15 protein-coding genes and 1 pseudogene are annotated in these 17,291 nt (G+C 59.7%); 6 read left to right on the forward strand and 10 right to left on the reverse strand.

Annotation, left to right across the window (positions count from 1 at the left end; genetic code table 11):
* Window positions 1–334: pseudogene (locus tag QZ511_RS02660) on the forward strand (hypothetical protein); the annotation flags it as partial.
* Between the two features lie 103 nt (window positions 335–437).
* Here the strand turns inward: QZ511_RS02660 and QZ511_RS02665 are convergent.
* The 7 genes from QZ511_RS02665 to QZ511_RS02695 all read right to left on the reverse strand — a co-directional run bounded on the left by QZ511_RS02665 (window position 438) and on the right by QZ511_RS02695 (window position 6,628).
* The gene (locus tag QZ511_RS02665) at window positions 438–1,550 is read right to left on the reverse strand and encodes an energy transducer TonB (RefSeq protein ID WP_295798556.1); all 1,113 of its coding nucleotides are present in this window, start codon (window positions 1,548–1,550) and stop codon (window positions 438–440) included.
* Window positions 1,551–1,674: 124 nt separating this feature from the next.
* Window positions 1,675–2,427, reverse strand: a complete 753-nt coding sequence (locus QZ511_RS02670; RefSeq protein WP_295798558.1) for a TerC family protein — start codon at window positions 2,425–2,427, stop codon at window positions 1,675–1,677.
* A 146-nt stretch (window positions 2,428–2,573) separates the two neighbouring features.
* Window positions 2,574–2,963 carry an STAS/SEC14 domain-containing protein gene (locus QZ511_RS02675; RefSeq protein ID WP_295798559.1) on the reverse strand — a complete coding sequence of 130 codons (390 nt, stop codon included), beginning with the start codon at window positions 2,961–2,963 and terminating at the stop codon, window positions 2,574–2,576.
* Window positions 2,964–3,031: 68 nt separating this feature from the next.
* A complete protein-coding gene (locus QZ511_RS02680) occupies window positions 3,032–3,346 on the reverse strand; it encodes a hypothetical protein (protein WP_295798561.1) in 315 nt (104 codons plus the stop codon).
* A gap of 237 nt (window positions 3,347–3,583) precedes the next feature.
* Window positions 3,584–5,089, reverse strand: coding sequence for an aldehyde dehydrogenase (locus QZ511_RS02685; protein WP_295798563.1), 1,506 nt, complete (start codon window positions 5,087–5,089; stop codon window positions 3,584–3,586).
* A 231-nt stretch (window positions 5,090–5,320) separates the two neighbouring features.
* Complete coding sequence (locus tag QZ511_RS02690) at window positions 5,321–5,845, reverse strand: asparaginase domain-containing protein (RefSeq protein WP_295798565.1); 525 nt, start codon at window positions 5,843–5,845, stop codon at window positions 5,321–5,323.
* A 120-nt stretch (window positions 5,846–5,965) separates the two neighbouring features.
* Complete coding sequence (locus QZ511_RS02695; RefSeq protein WP_295798566.1) at window positions 5,966–6,628, reverse strand: fumarylacetoacetate hydrolase family protein; 663 nt, start codon at window positions 6,626–6,628, stop codon at window positions 5,966–5,968.
* A gap of 163 nt (window positions 6,629–6,791) precedes the next feature.
* Here QZ511_RS02695 and serA point away from each other — a divergent pair, with 163 nt between their 5' ends.
* Together serA and rarD are read left to right on the forward strand one after the other, a co-directional pair.
* On the forward strand, window positions 6,792–8,024 hold the full coding sequence (serA, locus tag QZ511_RS02700) for a phosphoglycerate dehydrogenase (RefSeq protein ID WP_295798568.1): 1,233 nt from the start codon (window positions 6,792–6,794) through the stop codon (window positions 8,022–8,024).
* A 183-nt stretch (window positions 8,025–8,207) separates the two neighbouring features.
* Entirely contained in the window at window positions 8,208–9,122 is a 915-nt protein-coding gene (gene rarD, locus QZ511_RS02705; RefSeq protein ID WP_295798570.1) for an EamA family transporter RarD, read from the forward strand.
* Between the two features lie 10 nt (window positions 9,123–9,132).
* Here rarD and QZ511_RS02710 read toward each other — a convergent pair whose 3' ends face one another.
* The 3 genes from QZ511_RS02710 to QZ511_RS02720 all read right to left on the reverse strand — a co-directional run bounded on the left by QZ511_RS02710 (window position 9,133) and on the right by QZ511_RS02720 (window position 12,680).
* Window positions 9,133–10,110, reverse strand: coding sequence for an alpha/beta hydrolase (locus QZ511_RS02710; protein ID WP_295798573.1), 978 nt, complete (start codon window positions 10,108–10,110; stop codon window positions 9,133–9,135).
* A gap of 96 nt (window positions 10,111–10,206) precedes the next feature.
* The gene (gene fba / locus QZ511_RS02715; RefSeq protein ID WP_295798576.1) at window positions 10,207–11,271 is read right to left on the reverse strand and encodes a class II fructose-bisphosphate aldolase; all 1,065 of its coding nucleotides are present in this window, start codon (window positions 11,269–11,271) and stop codon (window positions 10,207–10,209) included.
* 245 nt (window positions 11,272–11,516) lie between these two features.
* The gene (locus QZ511_RS02720; RefSeq protein ID WP_295798578.1) at window positions 11,517–12,680 is read right to left on the reverse strand and encodes a phosphoglycerate kinase; all 1,164 of its coding nucleotides are present in this window, start codon (window positions 12,678–12,680) and stop codon (window positions 11,517–11,519) included.
* Between the two features lie 359 nt (window positions 12,681–13,039).
* Between QZ511_RS02720 and QZ511_RS02725 the strand changes: the two genes are divergently transcribed.
* The 3 genes from QZ511_RS02725 (at window position 13,040) to QZ511_RS02735 (ending at window position 17,081) form a co-directional block, all read left to right on the forward strand.
* Window positions 13,040–13,810 (forward strand): alpha/beta hydrolase, encoded by a 771-nt coding sequence (locus tag QZ511_RS02725; RefSeq protein WP_295798580.1) that lies wholly within the window; start codon window positions 13,040–13,042, stop codon window positions 13,808–13,810.
* A gap of 17 nt (window positions 13,811–13,827) precedes the next feature.
* Window positions 13,828–14,022, forward strand: a complete 195-nt coding sequence (locus tag QZ511_RS02730) for a CPXCG motif-containing cysteine-rich protein (protein WP_295798582.1) — start codon at window positions 13,828–13,830, stop codon at window positions 14,020–14,022.
* Between the two features lie 224 nt (window positions 14,023–14,246).
* Complete coding sequence (locus QZ511_RS02735) at window positions 14,247–17,081, forward strand: pitrilysin family protein (RefSeq protein ID WP_295798585.1); 2,835 nt, start codon at window positions 14,247–14,249, stop codon at window positions 17,079–17,081.
* The last annotated feature ends 210 nt before the right edge of the window (window positions 17,082–17,291 follow it).

The raw sequence follows: 17,291 nt of genomic DNA on the forward strand, positions 1-17,291 counted from the left end.
CGTGGCGAAGATCGGCAGTTTTTATGCGGCCGGCAGCCAGCCGGTACTCGACCAGGTGCAACTGGACGCGGCACTGCAGAAAAATAGCGCTGACCGCGGGCTGGGTCCATTGACCGATCACAAATACAACAATGGCTTCTGGGCACACGAGGTCAGCAGCAACATGAGCGGCTGCAGTAATCCACTATGGATACCTTTCATGTCGGGCTACGGCGGTATCACGGTGCTGATTCTGCCGAACAATAGCGTGTACTACTACTTCAGTGACGACGACGAATTTCTGTGGATGGATGCGGCGGAGGAAGCGCACGGTATCCGCAGCCTGTGCCAGTAACTGACCGCACCTGAACACAATCTATAAAAAAGGGGCGAATGTATTCGCCCCTTTTTTCAGCTGTAAAGGCCGATCCTTCGCAGCTTTCCAGTCAAGAATCAATTTATTTTGCCAGATTGAAACTGATTTTCACTTTCCTGTCCGGCGTATCCACCGCCTTGCCATCTACAAAACGCGGGGCATAACGCAGACCTTTGACATACTCTTCTGCTGCGCCGCCAAAACTGGTTGACCCCTCGGTATCAATGGCAGTGACATCTGCCGGAATACCGGTATCGGAAATCGTGAATTTGACAACCGCATACCCTTCCCGGTTATTTCGCAGCGCGCTCGCAGGATATTCCGGCATGCGCTGATAAAGTGACCTGGGCTCCTGATCCATATTGAATGGCACCATCTTACCGATGGCCCGGCACTGGGCAATGGACATCTCTTCCTCGCCCACCTGCTCGTAGATATCCACCAGAAAGGCGCGTGCCGTTAATTCCAGTGCACCGTCAGGCGCCCCGTCGGTATCGGCGATCTCCAGGGCCGATTCCAGGTACGGCCTCGCGGTGCGGTACTGCTCCTTCGCCATGTAGAACTTGCCCAGATAAAAGCTCGCGAGAAACCGTTTCAACGTGTGCTCCTGATAGGGGCCGTCGAATGCCTCCTGGGCAATTTCAAGGTACTTTCTCGCTCTTGGGGATCCGGCCTGGTCCAGAGAGATCCTCCCGGCATCCAATGCGACCACTGCGTACAGTGCCGACGCCTCGCCGCGGTTGTCCTCGACAAGCTTCAGGGCCTTATTGAGATAGCGACTAAACGTTCTCCTGTGTTCCGCAGAGGACCTTCTGTTGCCGGCAATTGCACGCGCAAGTTCCAGCTGGGGATCCACCAGATCGAGGGACTCTTCTCCATACACCGACTCGTATCGCGCCAATGCTTCCCGGGCGATCTCTTCTGCCAGTTCGTATTCGCGGTCGGCAAACAGGGCCTTGGTATAATTCAAGGTCGCCGCCGCGCGGTTTTTGTTGTCTTCCGGGTACGTTTTCCGAGTGTATTCGTAGACCCCAGCGGCGGACTCCCGCACTTTCTCGGTATCGCCCTCCTCTACCGCTGACTGATAGGCGGCGAACAGCGTCCCGAGTTCCGAAGCATGAGCGCCATTTACAAGCAGTGCGTTCATTAGCAGCACGGCGATGAGAAAAACGGGTGCCTTAACACAATTGAGCATAATTCATCCAACCAATCTTCTAATTATTCAAAATCCCTCTGGCGTCGCTTTTACACCTGGCCAAACGAAAAACGGCGAACCAGAATGTTCGCCGTTTTTGCAAGCCATGTAAAATCTTCGGCAATCAATGGTGCTCTTCGACAATGGGCTTGTGCAATTTGACGGCCTCGGCCTGTCTTTTGCGCAAACGGATATTGAGCATTTCCACCGCCACAGAAAACGCCATGGCGAAATAGATATAGCCCTTCGGCACGTGCACATCGAACCCCTCGATGATCAGGGTCACCCCCACCAGGATCAGGAATGACAAGGCCAGCATCTTGATCGTGGGGTGACGGTCGACAAAGTCGCCGATCGGCTTCGCCGCCAGCAGCATGACGGCCACCGCCAGGATAATCGCGATGGCCATGATAGATACGTGGTCCACCAGCCCCACCGCGGTAATCACCGAGTCCAGGGAAAACACGATATCCAGAATCGCGATCTGCAAGAGCACCATGCCGAAAGTAGCGCTGGCCGCGCCGCCCGCACTGCCTTCCGCGCCCTCGAGGCTGCTGTGGATTTCATGGGTGGCCTTGGCCAGCAGGAACAGGCCACCGCCAATCAGGATCACATCGCGGCCGGAAATTTCCTCACCCAGCACGGTAAACCAGGGCGCGGTGAGTCCCATGATCCAGGCAATGGAAAACAGCAGTGCAAGGCGGGTAACCATCGCCAGCATCAGCCCAATAAGTCGCGCGGGCTCCCGCTGCTTGTCCGGCAGGCGGCCGACCAGGATGGAAATGAAGATGATATTGTCGATGCCAAGTACAATTTCCAGCGCCGCCAGTGTCGCCAGTGCGACCCAGGCCTCCGGGCTCGCAATCCATTCAAACATCCGTGTATTCCCCCTGTGTATGCAGATGTTCAGAGATATATTTTCTGGCGGCCATTATACGAACGGCCCCTGCCTGACGACAGGGGCCGCAATCGAAAAAAGGTAGCTATACAGCGCCGGGGGCGGAGGTAGGGGCGAGGCCTCCGTCAGCTGTCCCCCTGCAGCCAGGCTTCAGCGGCTTCCCGGTTGTCGAACAGCTTTGCCTCACCGCCGATAAACCAGCTGCCCATTTTTGCGGCCACTTCCTGCCATTTTTCACTGCCGACCATCGCAATCCGGTTGAATTGACGCCCGTGCTTCACTCCCAGCTTGAGGTCGTCCCAGGCCGCACGCATCTCCCAGCCTTCCAGCTCGCGCATATCCATCAACACGTCGATTTTAGGATGTTCCATACCGGCGATGGCGGACTCCAGCATGGGCACCAGGGTTGCATAATCCTGGTGCTCCAGCTTGCCGCGCACGTGCATGGTAAGCAGCACGCGCTCGTCGCCAATGCGCTCGATGCTGACCGAAAAGCCGTGGTGAAACTCAGACATGAATCAGTCTCCTGCGGAAAGGCCTACTGACTTGTAGGTATAGCCTGCAGGCTCGCGCGCGGCCACTCTCAGTGGGAGAGGATGTCGACAATCTCGTGGGTTGCGTGCACCAGGCGCACCAGTTCACCCTCGATACGCACGGTCACCAGGCCACGGCTGTCTACCGGATGTACGATTACCGCGTGGTTGTAGATGGCGTCCTCGAGGACATAGCCGCGACGCAGTTTTTTCTTCCAGCCCGGAGGCAGCTCACCGCCGCGATTGACCTTTTTCTGCAACCCCGGAGGGAGATCACCGGACTTGTCCGGTTTGGCAACTGCCAGTCCGCTTCCGGAAACCAGGGTTGCCATCAATACTAGGGACATCACTGGGTGCTTTTTCATATTCATCTCTATATGGCTGATAGTGACGCTGCGAGAATACAACGCCGACCAGGTCCAGATCTGCGAGGTCGTTCATGGCTTTGCGATCGAGGCCCCTATGCTGTATCTGCGAATACTGCCTGCACCAGGCTGTACCCAGCCTGAATCGCAGCTGTCCACTTCCCAAATCAAATCACAAAAAAGGGCCGCGATTGCGGCCCAAAGGAGTCAAATTCAGCTCTTTACAGGGATCGGGAATCAGCTGATATCGATCCAGGTGGATTTCAGCTCACAGTACTTGTCCAGCGCGTGCAGGGACTTGTCGCGGCCGTTACCGGACTGCTTGAAGCCGCCGAAGGGCACGGTGATATCGCCACCGAAGTAGTTGTTGACCCACACGGAACCGGCGCGAATGTCCCGCGCCAGGCGGTGCGCGCGACCGATGTCTTTGGTCCACACCCCGGAGGCAAGACCGTAGATGGAGTCGTTGGCGATCGCCAGGGCCTGCTCTTCGGTCTCGAACTCGATCACCGACAGCACCGGGCCGAAAATTTCCTCGCGGGCAATTTTCATGTCGCCGTTCACACCCTTGAAAATGGTCGGCTCGTAGTAGTGGCCACCCTCCACGGCCGCTGCGGGCTTGCCACCGCAAACCAGTTGCGCGCCCTGCTCCAGGCCCTTGGCCACGTAGAATTCCACCGTGTCGAACTGACTCTGGTCGATCAACGCACCCATGACCGTGTTGGGGTCCTGCGGGTGGCCCGGCTTGAAGCGCTCGGAGGCCTTTTTCACTTTTTCGATAAAGGTGTCGGCAATGCCTTTTTCAACCAGCAGGCGGGTGCCGGCGGTACAGGTCTCGCCCTGGTTGTAGAACACCGCCAGCGCCGCAGCCTCGGCGGCCTTGTCCAGGTCCGCATCCGCGAACACGATGTTGGGGCTCTTGCCACCCAGCTCGAGGAAGGTGCGCTTAAGGTTGGACTGGCCGGAGTACTCGGTCAGGGTCTTGCCCACCTCGGTGGAGCCGGTAAAGGTCAGGCAGTCGATATCCATGTGCAGGCCCAGGGCCTTGCCCAGGCTGCTGCCCGGCCCCGGCAGTACGTTCAGCACGCCATCCGGCAGTCCGGCCTGTTTCGCCAGCCCCGCCAGCTTGAGCGCGGTCAGCGGGGTATTCGAAGCGGGCTTGACGATCACGCTGTTACCGGTGGCCAGTGCCGGGCCCAGCTTCCACGCGGTGGTGGAGAGCGGGAAGTTCCACGGCACGATGGCCGCCACCACCCCCAGGGGCATGCGGGTGATCAGGCCAATTTCTGTGGGACCGGTGGGGGCGATCTCGTCGTAGATCTTGTCGATGGCCTCGGCATTCCAGCGGATGGTGGTCACCGCACCGGGCACGTCCACATTCATAGTGTCGCTGATCGGCTTGCCCGCATCGAGGCTTTCCAGCAGTGCAATCTCCACCTTGTTCTGTTCGATCAACTCGGCAAAGCGCACCAGGATCTTTTTGCGCTCCATGGGCGGCATGTGGGACCAGACGCCGGATTCGAAGGTATCGCGGGCCACCTTCACCGCGCGCTCGGCATCTTCCGGGCCACAGCTGGCGACCTGTGCCAGCTCGCGGCCGTCGGCAGGGCTGGTGGTGGCGCGGGTATTGCCGGACAGGGCATCGACGTATTCACCGTTGATGAACGCGCGGCCCTCGATCTCCAGGTCGGCGGCCAGCGCCTGCCATTCCTGCAGGGTTTGCGGGATTTGTTGTTCTGCCATGGCACACCTCAATTCTCGGTTAACAGGTTAAAACTGAATGATTATTCAATTTATACCTAAAATGTGATCACAAATCAAAGAGAAGCAGAGGGTATCAGTGTAGTCTGCGACTGTGTAGGTTTTTCAGCGGGATCGGGAGGACCGGTGCGCCAGCCAGTCCTGCGGGAGAAGTCCCGCAGGCGGTGACCGGAGCGACCCGGGGGTGCAAACCGGTCGTTGCGACTCGACGGCTCAGATGGCTTCGAAAGTGCCGGTCTCGAGGTTCTTGCGCGCACCGGGAATGGCAAAAACGCGGTTGTGGAAGGCGATATAGAAGCCGGGTTCCATCAGCCGTGCGGCCAGCAGTGCCTCGGTGACATTCTGGCGGGCGTCGGAGTCGATAAAGCCCATGGGCTTCATGGCGCCGGTAAATACCACGGGCACCTTGGGGGTCCCCATCCGCTTGTAGCAGTACTCGGCGGTGACGGACATGGTGTCGGTGCCATGCAGCACCACGATGGGATCCCCTTCTTCGGCGGTACGGGCGATGGCGCTGCAGATCTGCATGCGGTCACTGTCGTCCATTTCCAGCGAGTCCTTGTTGAGGACGCTTTCCAGCTCGAGATGGGTATATGGCAGACGCAGGCTGGCAATCAGGCCATCGCGAATAATCGAGGCCCGGTTCTTGAGCGTGCCCTCGGCTTCACAGTAGCTCTTTTCGATAGTGCCACCGGTGGTGAGGATGCGGATGGTGGTCTTCTGGTTGAGATCTGTCATCGTTTTTCCCGCAGTATGAGTATGAATGCGCGCATCTTAGTGGGGGTTTTGGAATGGGACAATCTTAGTTTGCCGGTACTCCTGCGCCACCACACCAGCTAAAGAAATAACGGGCTGCAATCAGACCACCGAAGTCTCCACCCGCAACCAGTCCTCCTCCAGCCCCATGGCAATCCGGTCCCCGGCGAGCAGCTCCCCCACTCCCGCAGGGGTGCCGGTCAGCACCACATCCCCCGGCAACAGGGTGAAATAGCTGCTGATATACGCCACCAGATCCAGGATCGGCGTCAGCATATGGTTGGACTTGCCGCGCTGGCGGACCTCGTCGTTCAGCCACAGGGTGTAGGTCAGGTTGTCCCAGTCCGGCAGCCAGTCCAGCTTCACGAACGGCGACAGCGGACAGGCGCCGTCAAAGCCCTTGGCCTTCTCCCACGGCTGGCCCTGTTTTTTCAGGTCCGACTGCAGTTCCCGCAGGGTCAGGTCCAGCGCCAGGCCGAGTCCGGCAATGGCCGGGGGAACGTCCGCTGCATTGGCATCCGTCAGCCGCTCGCCAATCAACAGCGCCAGCTCACCCTCGAAGTGACAACTGCCCCGCCCCCGCGGCAAATGCACCGGGCGCGCCATGGGTACCGCCGCGGTTGCCGGCTTGATGAACAGCAACGGCTCCTCCGGAACCGGGTTATTCAGCTCCTCCGCGTGGGCAGCGTAGTTGCGCCCGACGCACACAATCTTGCGCAGAGGCAGGTCTACAGGAGAATTGCAGGTGAATTGATGTCGATACATAACCAAATTCGATACCTAGGATAGATATTGCGTATAAAGCTTTGGAAAGCCCTTGTGGTATGATGCCGCCCTCGCCGGGACCCCGGCGGTCTTCAATTGATTGTTCTATTTCCGCTAATCTGCCGCGGTGACTTCTCCACCGCGCACGGCCAAGAGATCCGTTATGGCTCCACAGATTTCCCTCAAGAAAGACAAAATCCGCATTCTGCTACTGGAAGGCGTTCACCAGTCCGCGGTGGATCTGCTGTCTTCCCGCGGCTACACCAACGTTGAATATATCAAGACCGCGCTGCCGGAAGAGCAACTGATCGAGAAGATTGCCGACGCGCACTTTGTCGGGATTCGCTCCCGCACCCAGCTTACCCGCAAGGTACTGGAGAGCGCCAACAAGCTGATCGCCGTGGGCTGTTTCTGTATCGGCACCAACCAGGTAGACCTGCAGGCCGCTACCGAGCTGGGTATCGCGGTGTTCAACGCCCCCTACTCCAACACCCGAAGCGTAGCCGAGCTGGTGATCGCCGAGGCCATCATGCTGCTGCGCGGCATCCCCGAGAAGAACATGGTCTGCCACCGCGGCGGCTGGCAGAAGTCCGCGGTGGGCTCCTACGAGGCCCGCGGCAAGACCCTGGGGATTATCGGCTACGGCGCCATCGGCTCGCAGACCTCTGTGCTGGCGGAAGGTATCGGCATGCGGGTGATCTTCTTCGACGTGGTCACCAAACTGCCCCTGGGCAATGCCACCCAGGTGAACAGCCTCGACGAGCTGCTGGCGCAGTCCGACGTGGTCTCCCTGCACGTGCCGGAACTGCCGTCCACCAAGTGGATGATCGGCGCCGAGCAGATCGCCAAGATGAAGAAGGGTGCCATCCTGTTGAATGCGTCCCGCGGCACCGTGGTGGAGATCGAGCCCCTGGCGGAAGCCCTCAAGAGCGGTCACCTGGCAGCCACCGCCATCGATGTGTTCCCGGTGGAGCCCCGCGGCAATGACGACGAGTTCGTGTCCCCGCTGCGCGGCCTCGACAACGCGCTGCTGACCCCGCATATCGGCGGTTCGACGGTAGAAGCCCAGGAAAATATCGGCGTGGAGGTTTCCGACAAGCTGGCGCTGTATTCCGACAACGGCACCACAACCAGCTCGGTAAACTTCCCGGAAGTTGCCCTGCCGGGCCATGCTGGCGCACACCGCCTGCTGCACATCCACAAGAATGTGCCCGGCGTACTGGGGGCGATCAACCAGGTGTTCTCCGACAACGGCATCAACATCTCCGCCCAGTTCCTGCAGACCAATGAATCTGTGGGTTATGTGGTGATCGATGTGGACGCCGAGTACTCTGACCTGGCGCTGGAAAAGCTGAAGAACATCCCCGGCACCCTGCGCTGCCGCGTGTTGTTCTGAGGCGCGACTTTCCAACCCGGCTCTGACGGCCGGCACTGCCGTCTGTTAGACTCCGCAACCCGGGCAGTACTGCGCTACAGCGCAGTACTGCCCGGGTTTCTTTTTCTTTTCTCCCTGACTGACCGGCCCGATGATTTGCCGTGCAACGAATTTTCGCTGTACACAGGGCCAGGGGTATCTCCAGTGCAAAACCAGAATTCCGATACTGCTGCCACGGGCCTGCTGGCCGGCATGGGTGCCTACCTCATCTGGGGCTTCGCGCCGCTGTACTTCAAGTTGCTCAGCGACCTCTCGGCAACGGAGATCCTGAGCCACCGCAGTATCTGGTCGCTGGTACTGGCACTGATCCTGCTCGCGGTACTGGGCAAGCTCTCGGGCCTGCGCGAGGTACTGGGTTCCGGTAAAACCGTTGCCGCGCTGGTCCTTTCCACCGCACTGATCAGTACCAACTGGCTGATCTTTATCTGGTCAGTGACCAACAACCACCTGCTGGATGCCAGCCTCGGCTATTACATCAATCCGCTGATCAGTGTATTGCTGGGCGTGGTGGTACTGGGCGAGCGGTTGCGCCCGATGCAATGGCTGGCGGTGCTACTGGCGGCGGCGGGCATTGCCTATGAGCTGTGGCAGTTCGGGCGCCTGCCCATGGTTGCCCTCGGGGTGGCGCTGACCTTTGGTTTTTACGGGCTGGTGCGCAAGAAGACCCCGGTGGACAGCCTTACCGGGCTGACGGTGGAAACACTGTTCCTGCTGCCGCTGGCGGTCGGCTTCCTGTTCTGGACCAGCAGCCCCACCAGCAATCTGCTGGACAATTCCTGGCAGCTGAACGCCCTGCTGCTGGCCGCGGGCCCGATTACCCTGACACCGCTGCTGCTGTTCAATATCGCCGCGCGCCGGCTGAACCTGTCGACCCTCGGGTTCCTGCAGTACCTGGGGCCAACCCTGATGTTTTTCTTCGCCACCCTGATCTACAAAGAGCCTTTCGACAGCAGCAAACTGGTCACATTCATTTTTGTGTGGGTAGCCCTGGGGTTCTATTCCGCGGACGCACTGCTGCAGCGGCGCAAGCTGCGCGCCCTGCGCAAACGGGCCGTTTGACTACTGCGATCTAATCCGCGAGCCAATCGTCGAGGGCCTGCAGGATCTGCTTTCGGTACGGCTGGGTTTCGTTGATCATCTGGTGGCGTGCACCGCGCACGATGACCCGTTTGCTATTGGGAAAGCGCTCGCGAATGACGCGCATGTTGTAGCGCCAGTCCACGGTTTCATCATCGGTGCCCTGCACCACCAGAATCTTTTTCGGGTTCTGCGCGGTTTTCGGGAAGGTCTTCAGCCAGTCCACCATCGCACCCAGCCAGCGGATCGACATCACCGGAGACTGCAGCGGGTCGCGATGTGCCTGGCGGCGCGCGAATTCCGCATCGTGGGTATTGATATTAAAGCCGCGGTTGGGGTGCGGCATCAGGTAGCGGCCGAGATAAAACATCCACTTGCGCAGGTGCCAGCGCGCCGGTCGCACCAGCGGCGCCAGCAGCATGACCTTGGCGAACGGTTGCCACTGGCTGAACTGCATATACACCAGCAGCGCCGCGCCGCCGGTACTCTGCCCCATGGCGTGCCACGGCCCGGGCATTTTCCCCCTCGCCTTGCGCAGCAGTACATCCAGTGACTCCCGGTACTGCAGGAAGGTGTCGATAGCCACCGGCTCGCCGCTGGACAGGCCGTGGCCGGGGAAGTCGAAAATCACCACGTTGTAGCCCCGCTCCAGGCCGAAGCGTACCGCAGCGCCGTAGATACCGGTATGGTCGAAATAACCGTGACAGATAAACAGGGTGCCCCTGGGGTTTTCCACCAGCCAGTACTGCGCGACCAGTTCAAAGCCGGCGGCCTTGAAGGTACCGATGCCGGTGCCTGAGGCTTCGTCAAAATTGAGGCGGTAGAAATTGCGGTAGGAGATGACGGATTCGGGGAGGGGCTGGCTGCAGCAAAAGTTCAGCTCCGGCAACTGCTGGCGCAACGCGGAATAATCCGGACGACGGATTACCGGGCCGGGGTCGACGGTATTGAGTTCTTGCAGCAGGTCCATGACTCAATACTACTGCATTTTGCGGAAGGGAACGAAAAAGGGCGAACCTGGACTTTGCAGAACAAGTTCGCCCTTCTCACACACCTGACCAGAGGATCAGACGATTTTCGGCTTCAGCTCACCGCTGTCGTAGCGCTGGTGCATATCGTCCAGGCTGATCGCTTTGATCTTGCTGGCATTGCCGGCGGTATTGAAGGCTTCGTAGCGCGCCACGCAGATATCCTTCATGGCCTGGGTGGTGGCCTTGAGGAATTTGCGCGGATCGAACTCGGACGGGTTCTGGGCCAGGAAACGGCGAACCGCACCGGTGCTCGCCAGACGCAGGTCGGTATCGATATTGACCTTGCGCACGCCGTGCTTGATGCCTTCGCAAATCTGCTCGACCGGTACACCGTAGGTTTCCGGAATCTCGCCACCGAACTCGTTGATTACCTTCAGCCACTCCTGCGGTACAGAAGAGGAACCGTGCATCACCAGGTGGGTGTCGGGAATCCGCGCGTGGATTTCCTTGATGCGGTCGATGGCAAGGATGTCACCAGTAGGCGGACGGGTGAACTTGTAGGCACCGTGGCTGGTACCACAGGCAATCGCCAGGGCATCCACCTGAGTCTTCTGTACGAAATCCGCCGCTTCTTCCGGATCGGTCAGCAGCTGGTCGTGGGACAGCTTGCCCTCGGCGCCGACACCGTCTTCCTCACCGGCCATACCGGTTTCCAGAGAGCCCAGGCAGCCCAGCTCACCTTCCACGGAAACACCACAGGCGTGCGCCATTTCCACCGCGCGCCGGGTCACGTCGACATTGTAGTCGTAGGACGCCGGGGTCTTGCCGTCTTCCATCAGCGAGCCGTCCATCATCACCGAGCTGAAACCCAGCTGGATGGAACGCTGGCACACCGCGGGGCTGGTGCCGTGGTCCTGATGCATCACCACCGGGATATGCGGAAATTCCTCGACCGCCGCCAGGATCAGGTGGCGCAGGAAGGGAGCACCGGCATATTTACGCGCGCCGGCGGACGCCTGCACGATCACCGGGGAGTCGGTTTCCTGTGCGGCCTCCATGATCGCGCGCATCTGCTCCAGGTTATTGACGTTAAACGCGGGCACGCCGTAGCCGTGTTCGGCGGCGTGGTCCAACAGTTGACGCAAGCTGATTAAAGCCATGAAAAAGCCCTTTCTCGTCGATTTTTAGCTGGTAATGGGTACAACTTGTGTGCGATTCCTGAGCCACGGGCCCGGTCGCATCAATTTTAGTTATGAATGCTACATCTGAGCGGGGTGAAGCAGACTTCCCGACTAGGACGCCAACTCCACCCCGATACTCTTTACCTCGATACTCTTTTATCCTGGGTACTCTTTTACCCCGGGTACTCTTCTATCCCGGGTACTCGTCAGCCCGGAGTGAAACTTTAGTCGTTTGCGCGGGACTCCAGCATCGCCACTGCCGGCAGCACCTTGCCCTCCACGTATTCGAGGAAAGCGCCGCCACCGGTAGAAATGTAGGAAACCTGCTCGGCAATACCGTACTTGTCCACTGCGGCCAGGGTGTCACCGCCACCGGCGATGGAGAAGGCATCGCTGTCGGCGATGGCCCTGGAAAGGCGCTCGGTACCGCCGCCAAACTGGTCGAATTCGAATACACCGACCGGGCCATTCCAGATGATAGTCTTGGCGCTTTTCAGGATATCCGCCAGCGCTGCCGAGGAATCCGGGCCGATATCGAAGATCATGTCGTCATCCACCACCGCATCCGCAGACTTGGTTTCCGCCGCCGCGGATTCGCTGAATTCCTTGCCGGTTACCACGTCGGTGGGCACCGGAATGTCGCACTTCTGCATCAGGCTCCTGGCCGTGTCGACCAGGTCGTGCTCACACAGGGATTTGCCCACCGGCTTGCCGCTGGCTGCCAGGAAGGTATTGGCGATGCCGCCACCGACGATCAACTGATCCACCTTGTCGGACAGGCTCTCCAGCACGGTCAGCTTGGTGGAGACCTTGGAACCACCCACAATGGCCACCATCGGGCGCGCCGGATTCGCCAGCGCTTTTTCCAGTGCATCCAGCTCCGCAGCCAGCAGCGGGCCGGCACAGGCAACCGGGGCAAACCTGGCCACCCCGTGGGTGGAGGCCTGGGCGCGGTGTGCGGTACCGAAGGCGTCCATCACGAATACATCGCACAGCGCGGCGTATTGCTTGGCCAGGCTCTCGTCGTCTTTCTTCTCGCCCTTGTTGAAGCGCACGTTTTCCAGCAGCGCCACGTCACCTTCTGCAATTTCCACGCCGTTGTGCCAGTCCGCGATCACCGGCACGTCTTTGCCCAGCAGCTTGCCGAGGTGGGCGGCTACCGGCGCCAGGGAGAACTCTTCCGCGTACTCCCCTTCGGTGGGGCGGCCCAGGTGGGACATCAGCAGGACCTTGGCTCCTGCCTCGCTGGCGGCCTTGATGGTGGGGAGTGCCGCGCGGATGCGCGCATCGGAAGTCACGACCCCGTCTTTCACCGGAACATTCAGGTCTTCGCGGATCAATACGCGCTTGCCCGCCAGATCCAGGTCCTTCATCAATTTAACCGCCATAGCCAATCCTCGTTTGCTGGTTGCTGAATACTCACTTACCCCCGACCTCAGCGGCCGGGGAGCGGGCGCGGATTATACGCGGTTGCGCTCGCCACTGCCCACAGCATCCAGTTCCCCTGTGGCAACGGTGTACCGGGCAAACTGGTCAGGCCGGGAGTATATCAACCCGTTGTGTAATTGGATTACGACAGAGCCCCTATAACCCCTTGATAGCGTTGTCATTTTTACAAGATCCGGCCATTTGCAGACCGGGGTTACCCGCGGGCCCCGGTTCCGCCAATATTGTTCCGGATCGCGAGGACTCCTACCATTGCCGGACAGCCTTTAATTTCGCATTCACGAGACCGGGAACCCTGCGGATGAGCAAGCGCAACAGTCGCCACAAAGTGACCTTCCCCAACAGCCGGGGGCAGATGCTCGCCGGTATCCTGGAAACCCCGGCGGCGGCACCCCGCGGGTTCGCCCTGTTTGCCCCCTGTTTTACCTGCGGCAAGGATGTACTGGCAGCGTCCCGCATCTGCCGGCGACTGGGCGAACTGGGCATCGCGGTGCTGCGCTTCGACTTCACCGGCCTCGGCGACAGCGAGGGGGATTTCAGCGAGACCAACTTCTCCAGTAATGTGGACGACCTGAAGTGCGCGGCGAGCTTTCTGAGGGACGAATACCAGCCTGCCGACCTGCTGATCGGCCACAGCCTGGGTGGCGCCGCGGTACTGGCGGCTGCCGCGGATATTCCCGAGGCCAAAGCTATCGCCACCATCGCCGCCCCCGCAGACCCGGAACACGTGCTGAAGCAGTTTGCCTGCTCCCTGGATACCATCGAGGAGCACGGCCGCGCAGAAGTACAGCTTTCCGGCCGCCCCTTTGTGATCCAGAAGCACTTCGTAGACGACGTGGTGGGTATACAGGAAGGTTATATCCAACAGCTCGGCCGCCCGCTGCTTATCTACCATTCACCGGTAGACCAGACCGTTTCCATTGATGAGGCCGCAGATATCTACAACCGCGCCATGCATCCGAAGAGTTTTATCAGCCTGGATGACGCGGACCACCTACTGACAAAACGGGAAGACGCCGTCTACGTAGCCGACACACTGGCGGCCTGGGCCGCGCCCTATCTCGGCAAATAAGCCACCGGAGACCCGCTATGCATACCGTGGAGGAATTCACTGATCAGTGCCCCTACTGTGGGGAGACCATTTTGCTGTTGATCGATACATCCGCCGGCAGTCGCCACTATATCGAGGACTGTTCGGTGTGCTGCAAGCCGATTCAGGTACTGGTCAGTGTCGATATGGAAGGGCAGTGGCAGGTGCAGTTGAAACACGAAAACGACACCTGAGATTTTTGCACAACGGCCCCAACTGCCTGAATCCCGGGCAATTATTCCCGATTTCGCACCACCAGCCGAAGGGTCCCTGCGTTCGCCCCCATTGCAGCCCTCAAGCGCGAGGGATATAAACAGGGGTCCAGCTCGCAAGAGCAGGATTGGCCCGCCGCGGAGATCCCGCAGTGCATGGCCGACTTCAATAGATCCGAGCCTAAAAACAACAAGGAATCACCGTTATGGCAAACAAACTCTGGCTGCCAGCGACCCTGGCCCTCGCCATCAGCGCCTGTGGCGACCCCTCCACCGGCGGCAACGCCAATGCGACCACTACCGCAGCGAAGCCCGCAGCCGAGGTCGGCGCGCCCGCCAGCGCGGCCCCGCAAGCACTGTCGATCGACTACGAAAAGTTCACCCTGCCCAACGGCCTGCGCGTGATTGTGCACGAGGACCGCAAGGCGCCGGTAGTTTCCGTGGGGGTCTGGTATCACGTGGGCTCCAAGGACGAAAAGCCCGGGCGCACCGGCTTTGCACACCTGTTCGAACACCTGATGTTCAACGGCTCGGAAAACTTCGACGACGAATACTTCAAGCCGTTCGAGCAGGCCGGCGCTACCGGCATGAACGGTACCACCTGGCTGGACCGCACCAACTATTTTGAAACCGTGCCCAGCAATGCACTGGATATGGCCCTGTGGATGGAGTCCGACCGCATGGGGCACCTGCTTGGCGTGATCACCCAGGAAAAGCTCGACGAGCAGCGCGGCGTGGTGCAGAACGAGAAACGTCAGGGCCAGAACCAGCCCTACGGCAAGGTCTGGGAAAAAATGCAGGCCTCTATTTTTCCCGCCGGACACCCCTACTCCTGGACCACTATCGGTTCCATGGAAGACCTGAATGCCGCCGCACTGAATGATGTGCACGAGTGGTTCAAAACCTACTACGGCGCCGCCAATACCGTACTGGTGCTGGCCGGTGATATCGATGTCGCCACCGCGAAAGAAAAAGCGAGCAAATATTTCGGCGATATTCCCGCGGGCCCGCCGCTGGCGAAAAAGGATTCCTGGATTGCCAAGCGCGACCAGTCCACCCGCGAGGCCATGTACGACCGCGTGGCCCAGTCGCGCCTGTACAAGGTCTTCAACACCCCCAACCTCGGCCACGAAGATGCGGAAGCCGTCGCCCTGGCCGCTTCGGTACTGGGAGATGGCAAGAACTCTCGCCTGTACAAGCGTCTGGTGTACCAGGACCAGATTGCCACCAGCGTGAACGTGGCGCTGTATGAATTTGAACTGTCCTCCATCTTCCAGATCATTGCCGACGCCAAACCCGGTGTGGAACTGGCGCAAGTGGAAGCCGCAATCAATGAGGAGTTACAGAAATTCCTCGAGGAAGGCCCCACCACCGAAGAGCTGGCGCGGGTAAACATGAGTGAATACGCCTCCACTGCGCGCGATCTGGAACAGGTCGGCGGCTGGAGCGGCAAGGGTGTCATCCTGGCTCGCGGCGAGCTCTACCTGAACGATCCCAACGGTCTGCTGAAAAGCATGGATGAAAAACAGCAGCTGAAACCGAGCCAGGTAAAAGTCGCGGCCAACCAGTGGCTCGCGAGCGGCGATCACAATCTGGAAGTCCACCCCTTCCCGGAATACAAGACCGCCGAAGCCGGTGCCGACCGCAGCAAGCTGCCGGAACTGGGGGATTTCCCCTCGGTGCCCTTCCCCGAAATTCAGACCGCGGAAATGCCCAATGGCCTGAAAGTGGTACTGGCGGAACGCCACTCGGTACCGGTGGTAAACATGGAACTGAAATTCGATGCCGGCTATGCCGCCGACCAGGGCGCCAAACTGGGCACCTCCAGTTACGCCATGTCGATGATGAAGGAAGGCACCTCGCACCTGAGCGCGCTGGAAATCAGTGCCAAAGAGGAAATGCTCGGCGCCCGTATCGGAACCGGTGCCGACCTGGACTCTTCCAGCGTCTCCCTGAATGCACTGACCAGCAACCTGGATGACTCCATCAAACTGTTTGCCGACGTATTGCTGAATCCGGCATTTTCCGATGAGGAAATCGAGCGCAAGCGCGGTCGCTGGATCGCAGGCATTCAGCAGGAAAAAACCAAGCCGGTACAGATGGCACTGCGCAACCTGCCGCCGCTACTGTACGGCGACGACCACGCCTACAGCATTCCGTTTACCGGCAGTGGTACCGAGGAGTCCATCGCCTCCCTGACCCGGGACGACCTGGTGAACTACCACCAGACCTGGCTGCGCCCGGATAACGCTACCCTGATTGTGGCCGGTGATATCACCATGCCGCAGCTGATGGAAAAGCTGGAACAGCACTTCGCCGACTGGCAGGCACCGCAGGCCGCAAAGCCGGTCAAGAACCTGGCCAAAGTGGCGCTGCCGGAGAAATCCAGTGTCTACCTGATCGACAAGCCCGACTCCGAACAGTCCATCATTATCGGCGGTCTGCTCGCCCCCTCGGAAAAAATTCCCGAGCGCGAAGCCCTGCATATGATGAATGACATTCTCGGCGGCACCTTCACCGCGCGTATCAACATGAACCTGCGGGAAGACAAGCACTGGGCTTACGGTGCCTACTCGTTCATGACCGGCGCCAAGGGCCAGCAGCCACTGCTGGTATACGCTCCGGTACAGACCGACAAAACCGGCCCATCTCTGGCGGAGCTGCAGAAAGAGCTGCGGGCATACATCAACAGCAATCCCGCCAAGGCGGATGAGCTGCAGAAGCTGAAAGACAAGCGCATCAACGAGCTGCCAGGACGCTTTGAGACCATCGACGCCGTGGCCGGCGCCATGTCCGACCTGGTCACCTACGAGCGGCCGCTGGATTATATGGACGGCTACGCCCAGCAGGTGCGCGACATCAACCTGGACCAGGTGCACGCACTGGCGAAGTCCACCATCAAACCGGACCAGTTCGTGTGGGTAATCGTGGGCGACAAGCGAAAGATTGCCGGGGATATCGAGAAACTCGCGATCGGCACCATTACCGAGCTGGACGCCGACGGCAAGCCAGTGGCGGAGGGTGCCTCTAGCGGGCAGTAATCCCACCGCTCAATAGACGGGTACAGCGGGCGCCGCGGCGCGGAAAACTGCAACAGGTTTCCGCGTCGCGGCGCTTTTTTATTGGAACACGTTCCTGTGTCGTCCTTGCGCAAACAGCGCTGTGGCGCACAAATCTACCCACCCCTCACAACAGGCACGGTCGTACCAGAAATTACAGTTGCATCAATAATCCTGACGAACTCCACCACC

This window comes from uncultured Microbulbifer sp., assembly GCF_913055755.1.
Classification (GTDB): domain Bacteria; phylum Pseudomonadota; class Gammaproteobacteria; order Pseudomonadales; family Cellvibrionaceae; genus Microbulbifer.

What these genes read in the sequence shown, in the direction of transcription:
- QZ511_RS02665 (WP_295798556.1), bottom strand. Translation starts at nt 1,550, where the DNA reads ATGCTCAATTGTGTTAAGGCACCCGTTTTTCTCATCGCCGTGCTGCTA.
- QZ511_RS02670 (WP_295798558.1), bottom strand. Translation starts at nt 2,427, where the DNA reads ATGTTTGAATGGATTGCGAGCCCGGAGGCCTGGGTCGCACTGGCGACA.
- QZ511_RS02675 (WP_295798559.1), bottom strand. Translation starts at nt 2,963, where the DNA reads ATGTCTGAGTTTCACCACGGCTTTTCGGTCAGCATCGAGCGCATTGGC.
- QZ511_RS02680 (WP_295798561.1), bottom strand. Translation starts at nt 3,346, where the DNA reads ATGAAAAAGCACCCAGTGATGTCCCTAGTATTGATGGCAACCCTGGTT.
- QZ511_RS02685 (WP_295798563.1), bottom strand. Translation starts at nt 5,089, where the DNA reads ATGGCAGAACAACAAATCCCGCAAACCCTGCAGGAATGGCAGGCGCTG.
- QZ511_RS02690 (WP_295798565.1), bottom strand. Translation starts at nt 5,845, where the DNA reads ATGACAGATCTCAACCAGAAGACCACCATCCGCATCCTCACCACCGGT.
- QZ511_RS02695 (WP_295798566.1), bottom strand. Translation starts at nt 6,628, where the DNA reads ATGTATCGACATCAATTCACCTGCAATTCTCCTGTAGACCTGCCTCTG.
- serA (WP_295798568.1), top strand. Translation starts at nt 6,792, where the DNA reads ATGGCTCCACAGATTTCCCTCAAGAAAGACAAAATCCGCATTCTGCTA.
- QZ511_RS02710 (WP_295798573.1), bottom strand. Translation starts at nt 10,110, where the DNA reads ATGGACCTGCTGCAAGAACTCAATACCGTCGACCCCGGCCCGGTAATC.
- fba (WP_295798576.1), bottom strand. Translation starts at nt 11,271, where the DNA reads ATGGCTTTAATCAGCTTGCGTCAACTGTTGGACCACGCCGCCGAACAC.
- QZ511_RS02720 (WP_295798578.1), bottom strand. Translation starts at nt 12,680, where the DNA reads ATGGCGGTTAAATTGATGAAGGACCTGGATCTGGCGGGCAAGCGCGTA.
- QZ511_RS02725 (WP_295798580.1), top strand. Translation starts at nt 13,040, where the DNA reads ATGAGCAAGCGCAACAGTCGCCACAAAGTGACCTTCCCCAACAGCCGG.
- QZ511_RS02730 (WP_295798582.1), top strand. Translation starts at nt 13,828, where the DNA reads ATGCATACCGTGGAGGAATTCACTGATCAGTGCCCCTACTGTGGGGAG.
- QZ511_RS02735 (WP_295798585.1), top strand. Translation starts at nt 14,247, where the DNA reads ATGGCAAACAAACTCTGGCTGCCAGCGACCCTGGCCCTCGCCATCAGC.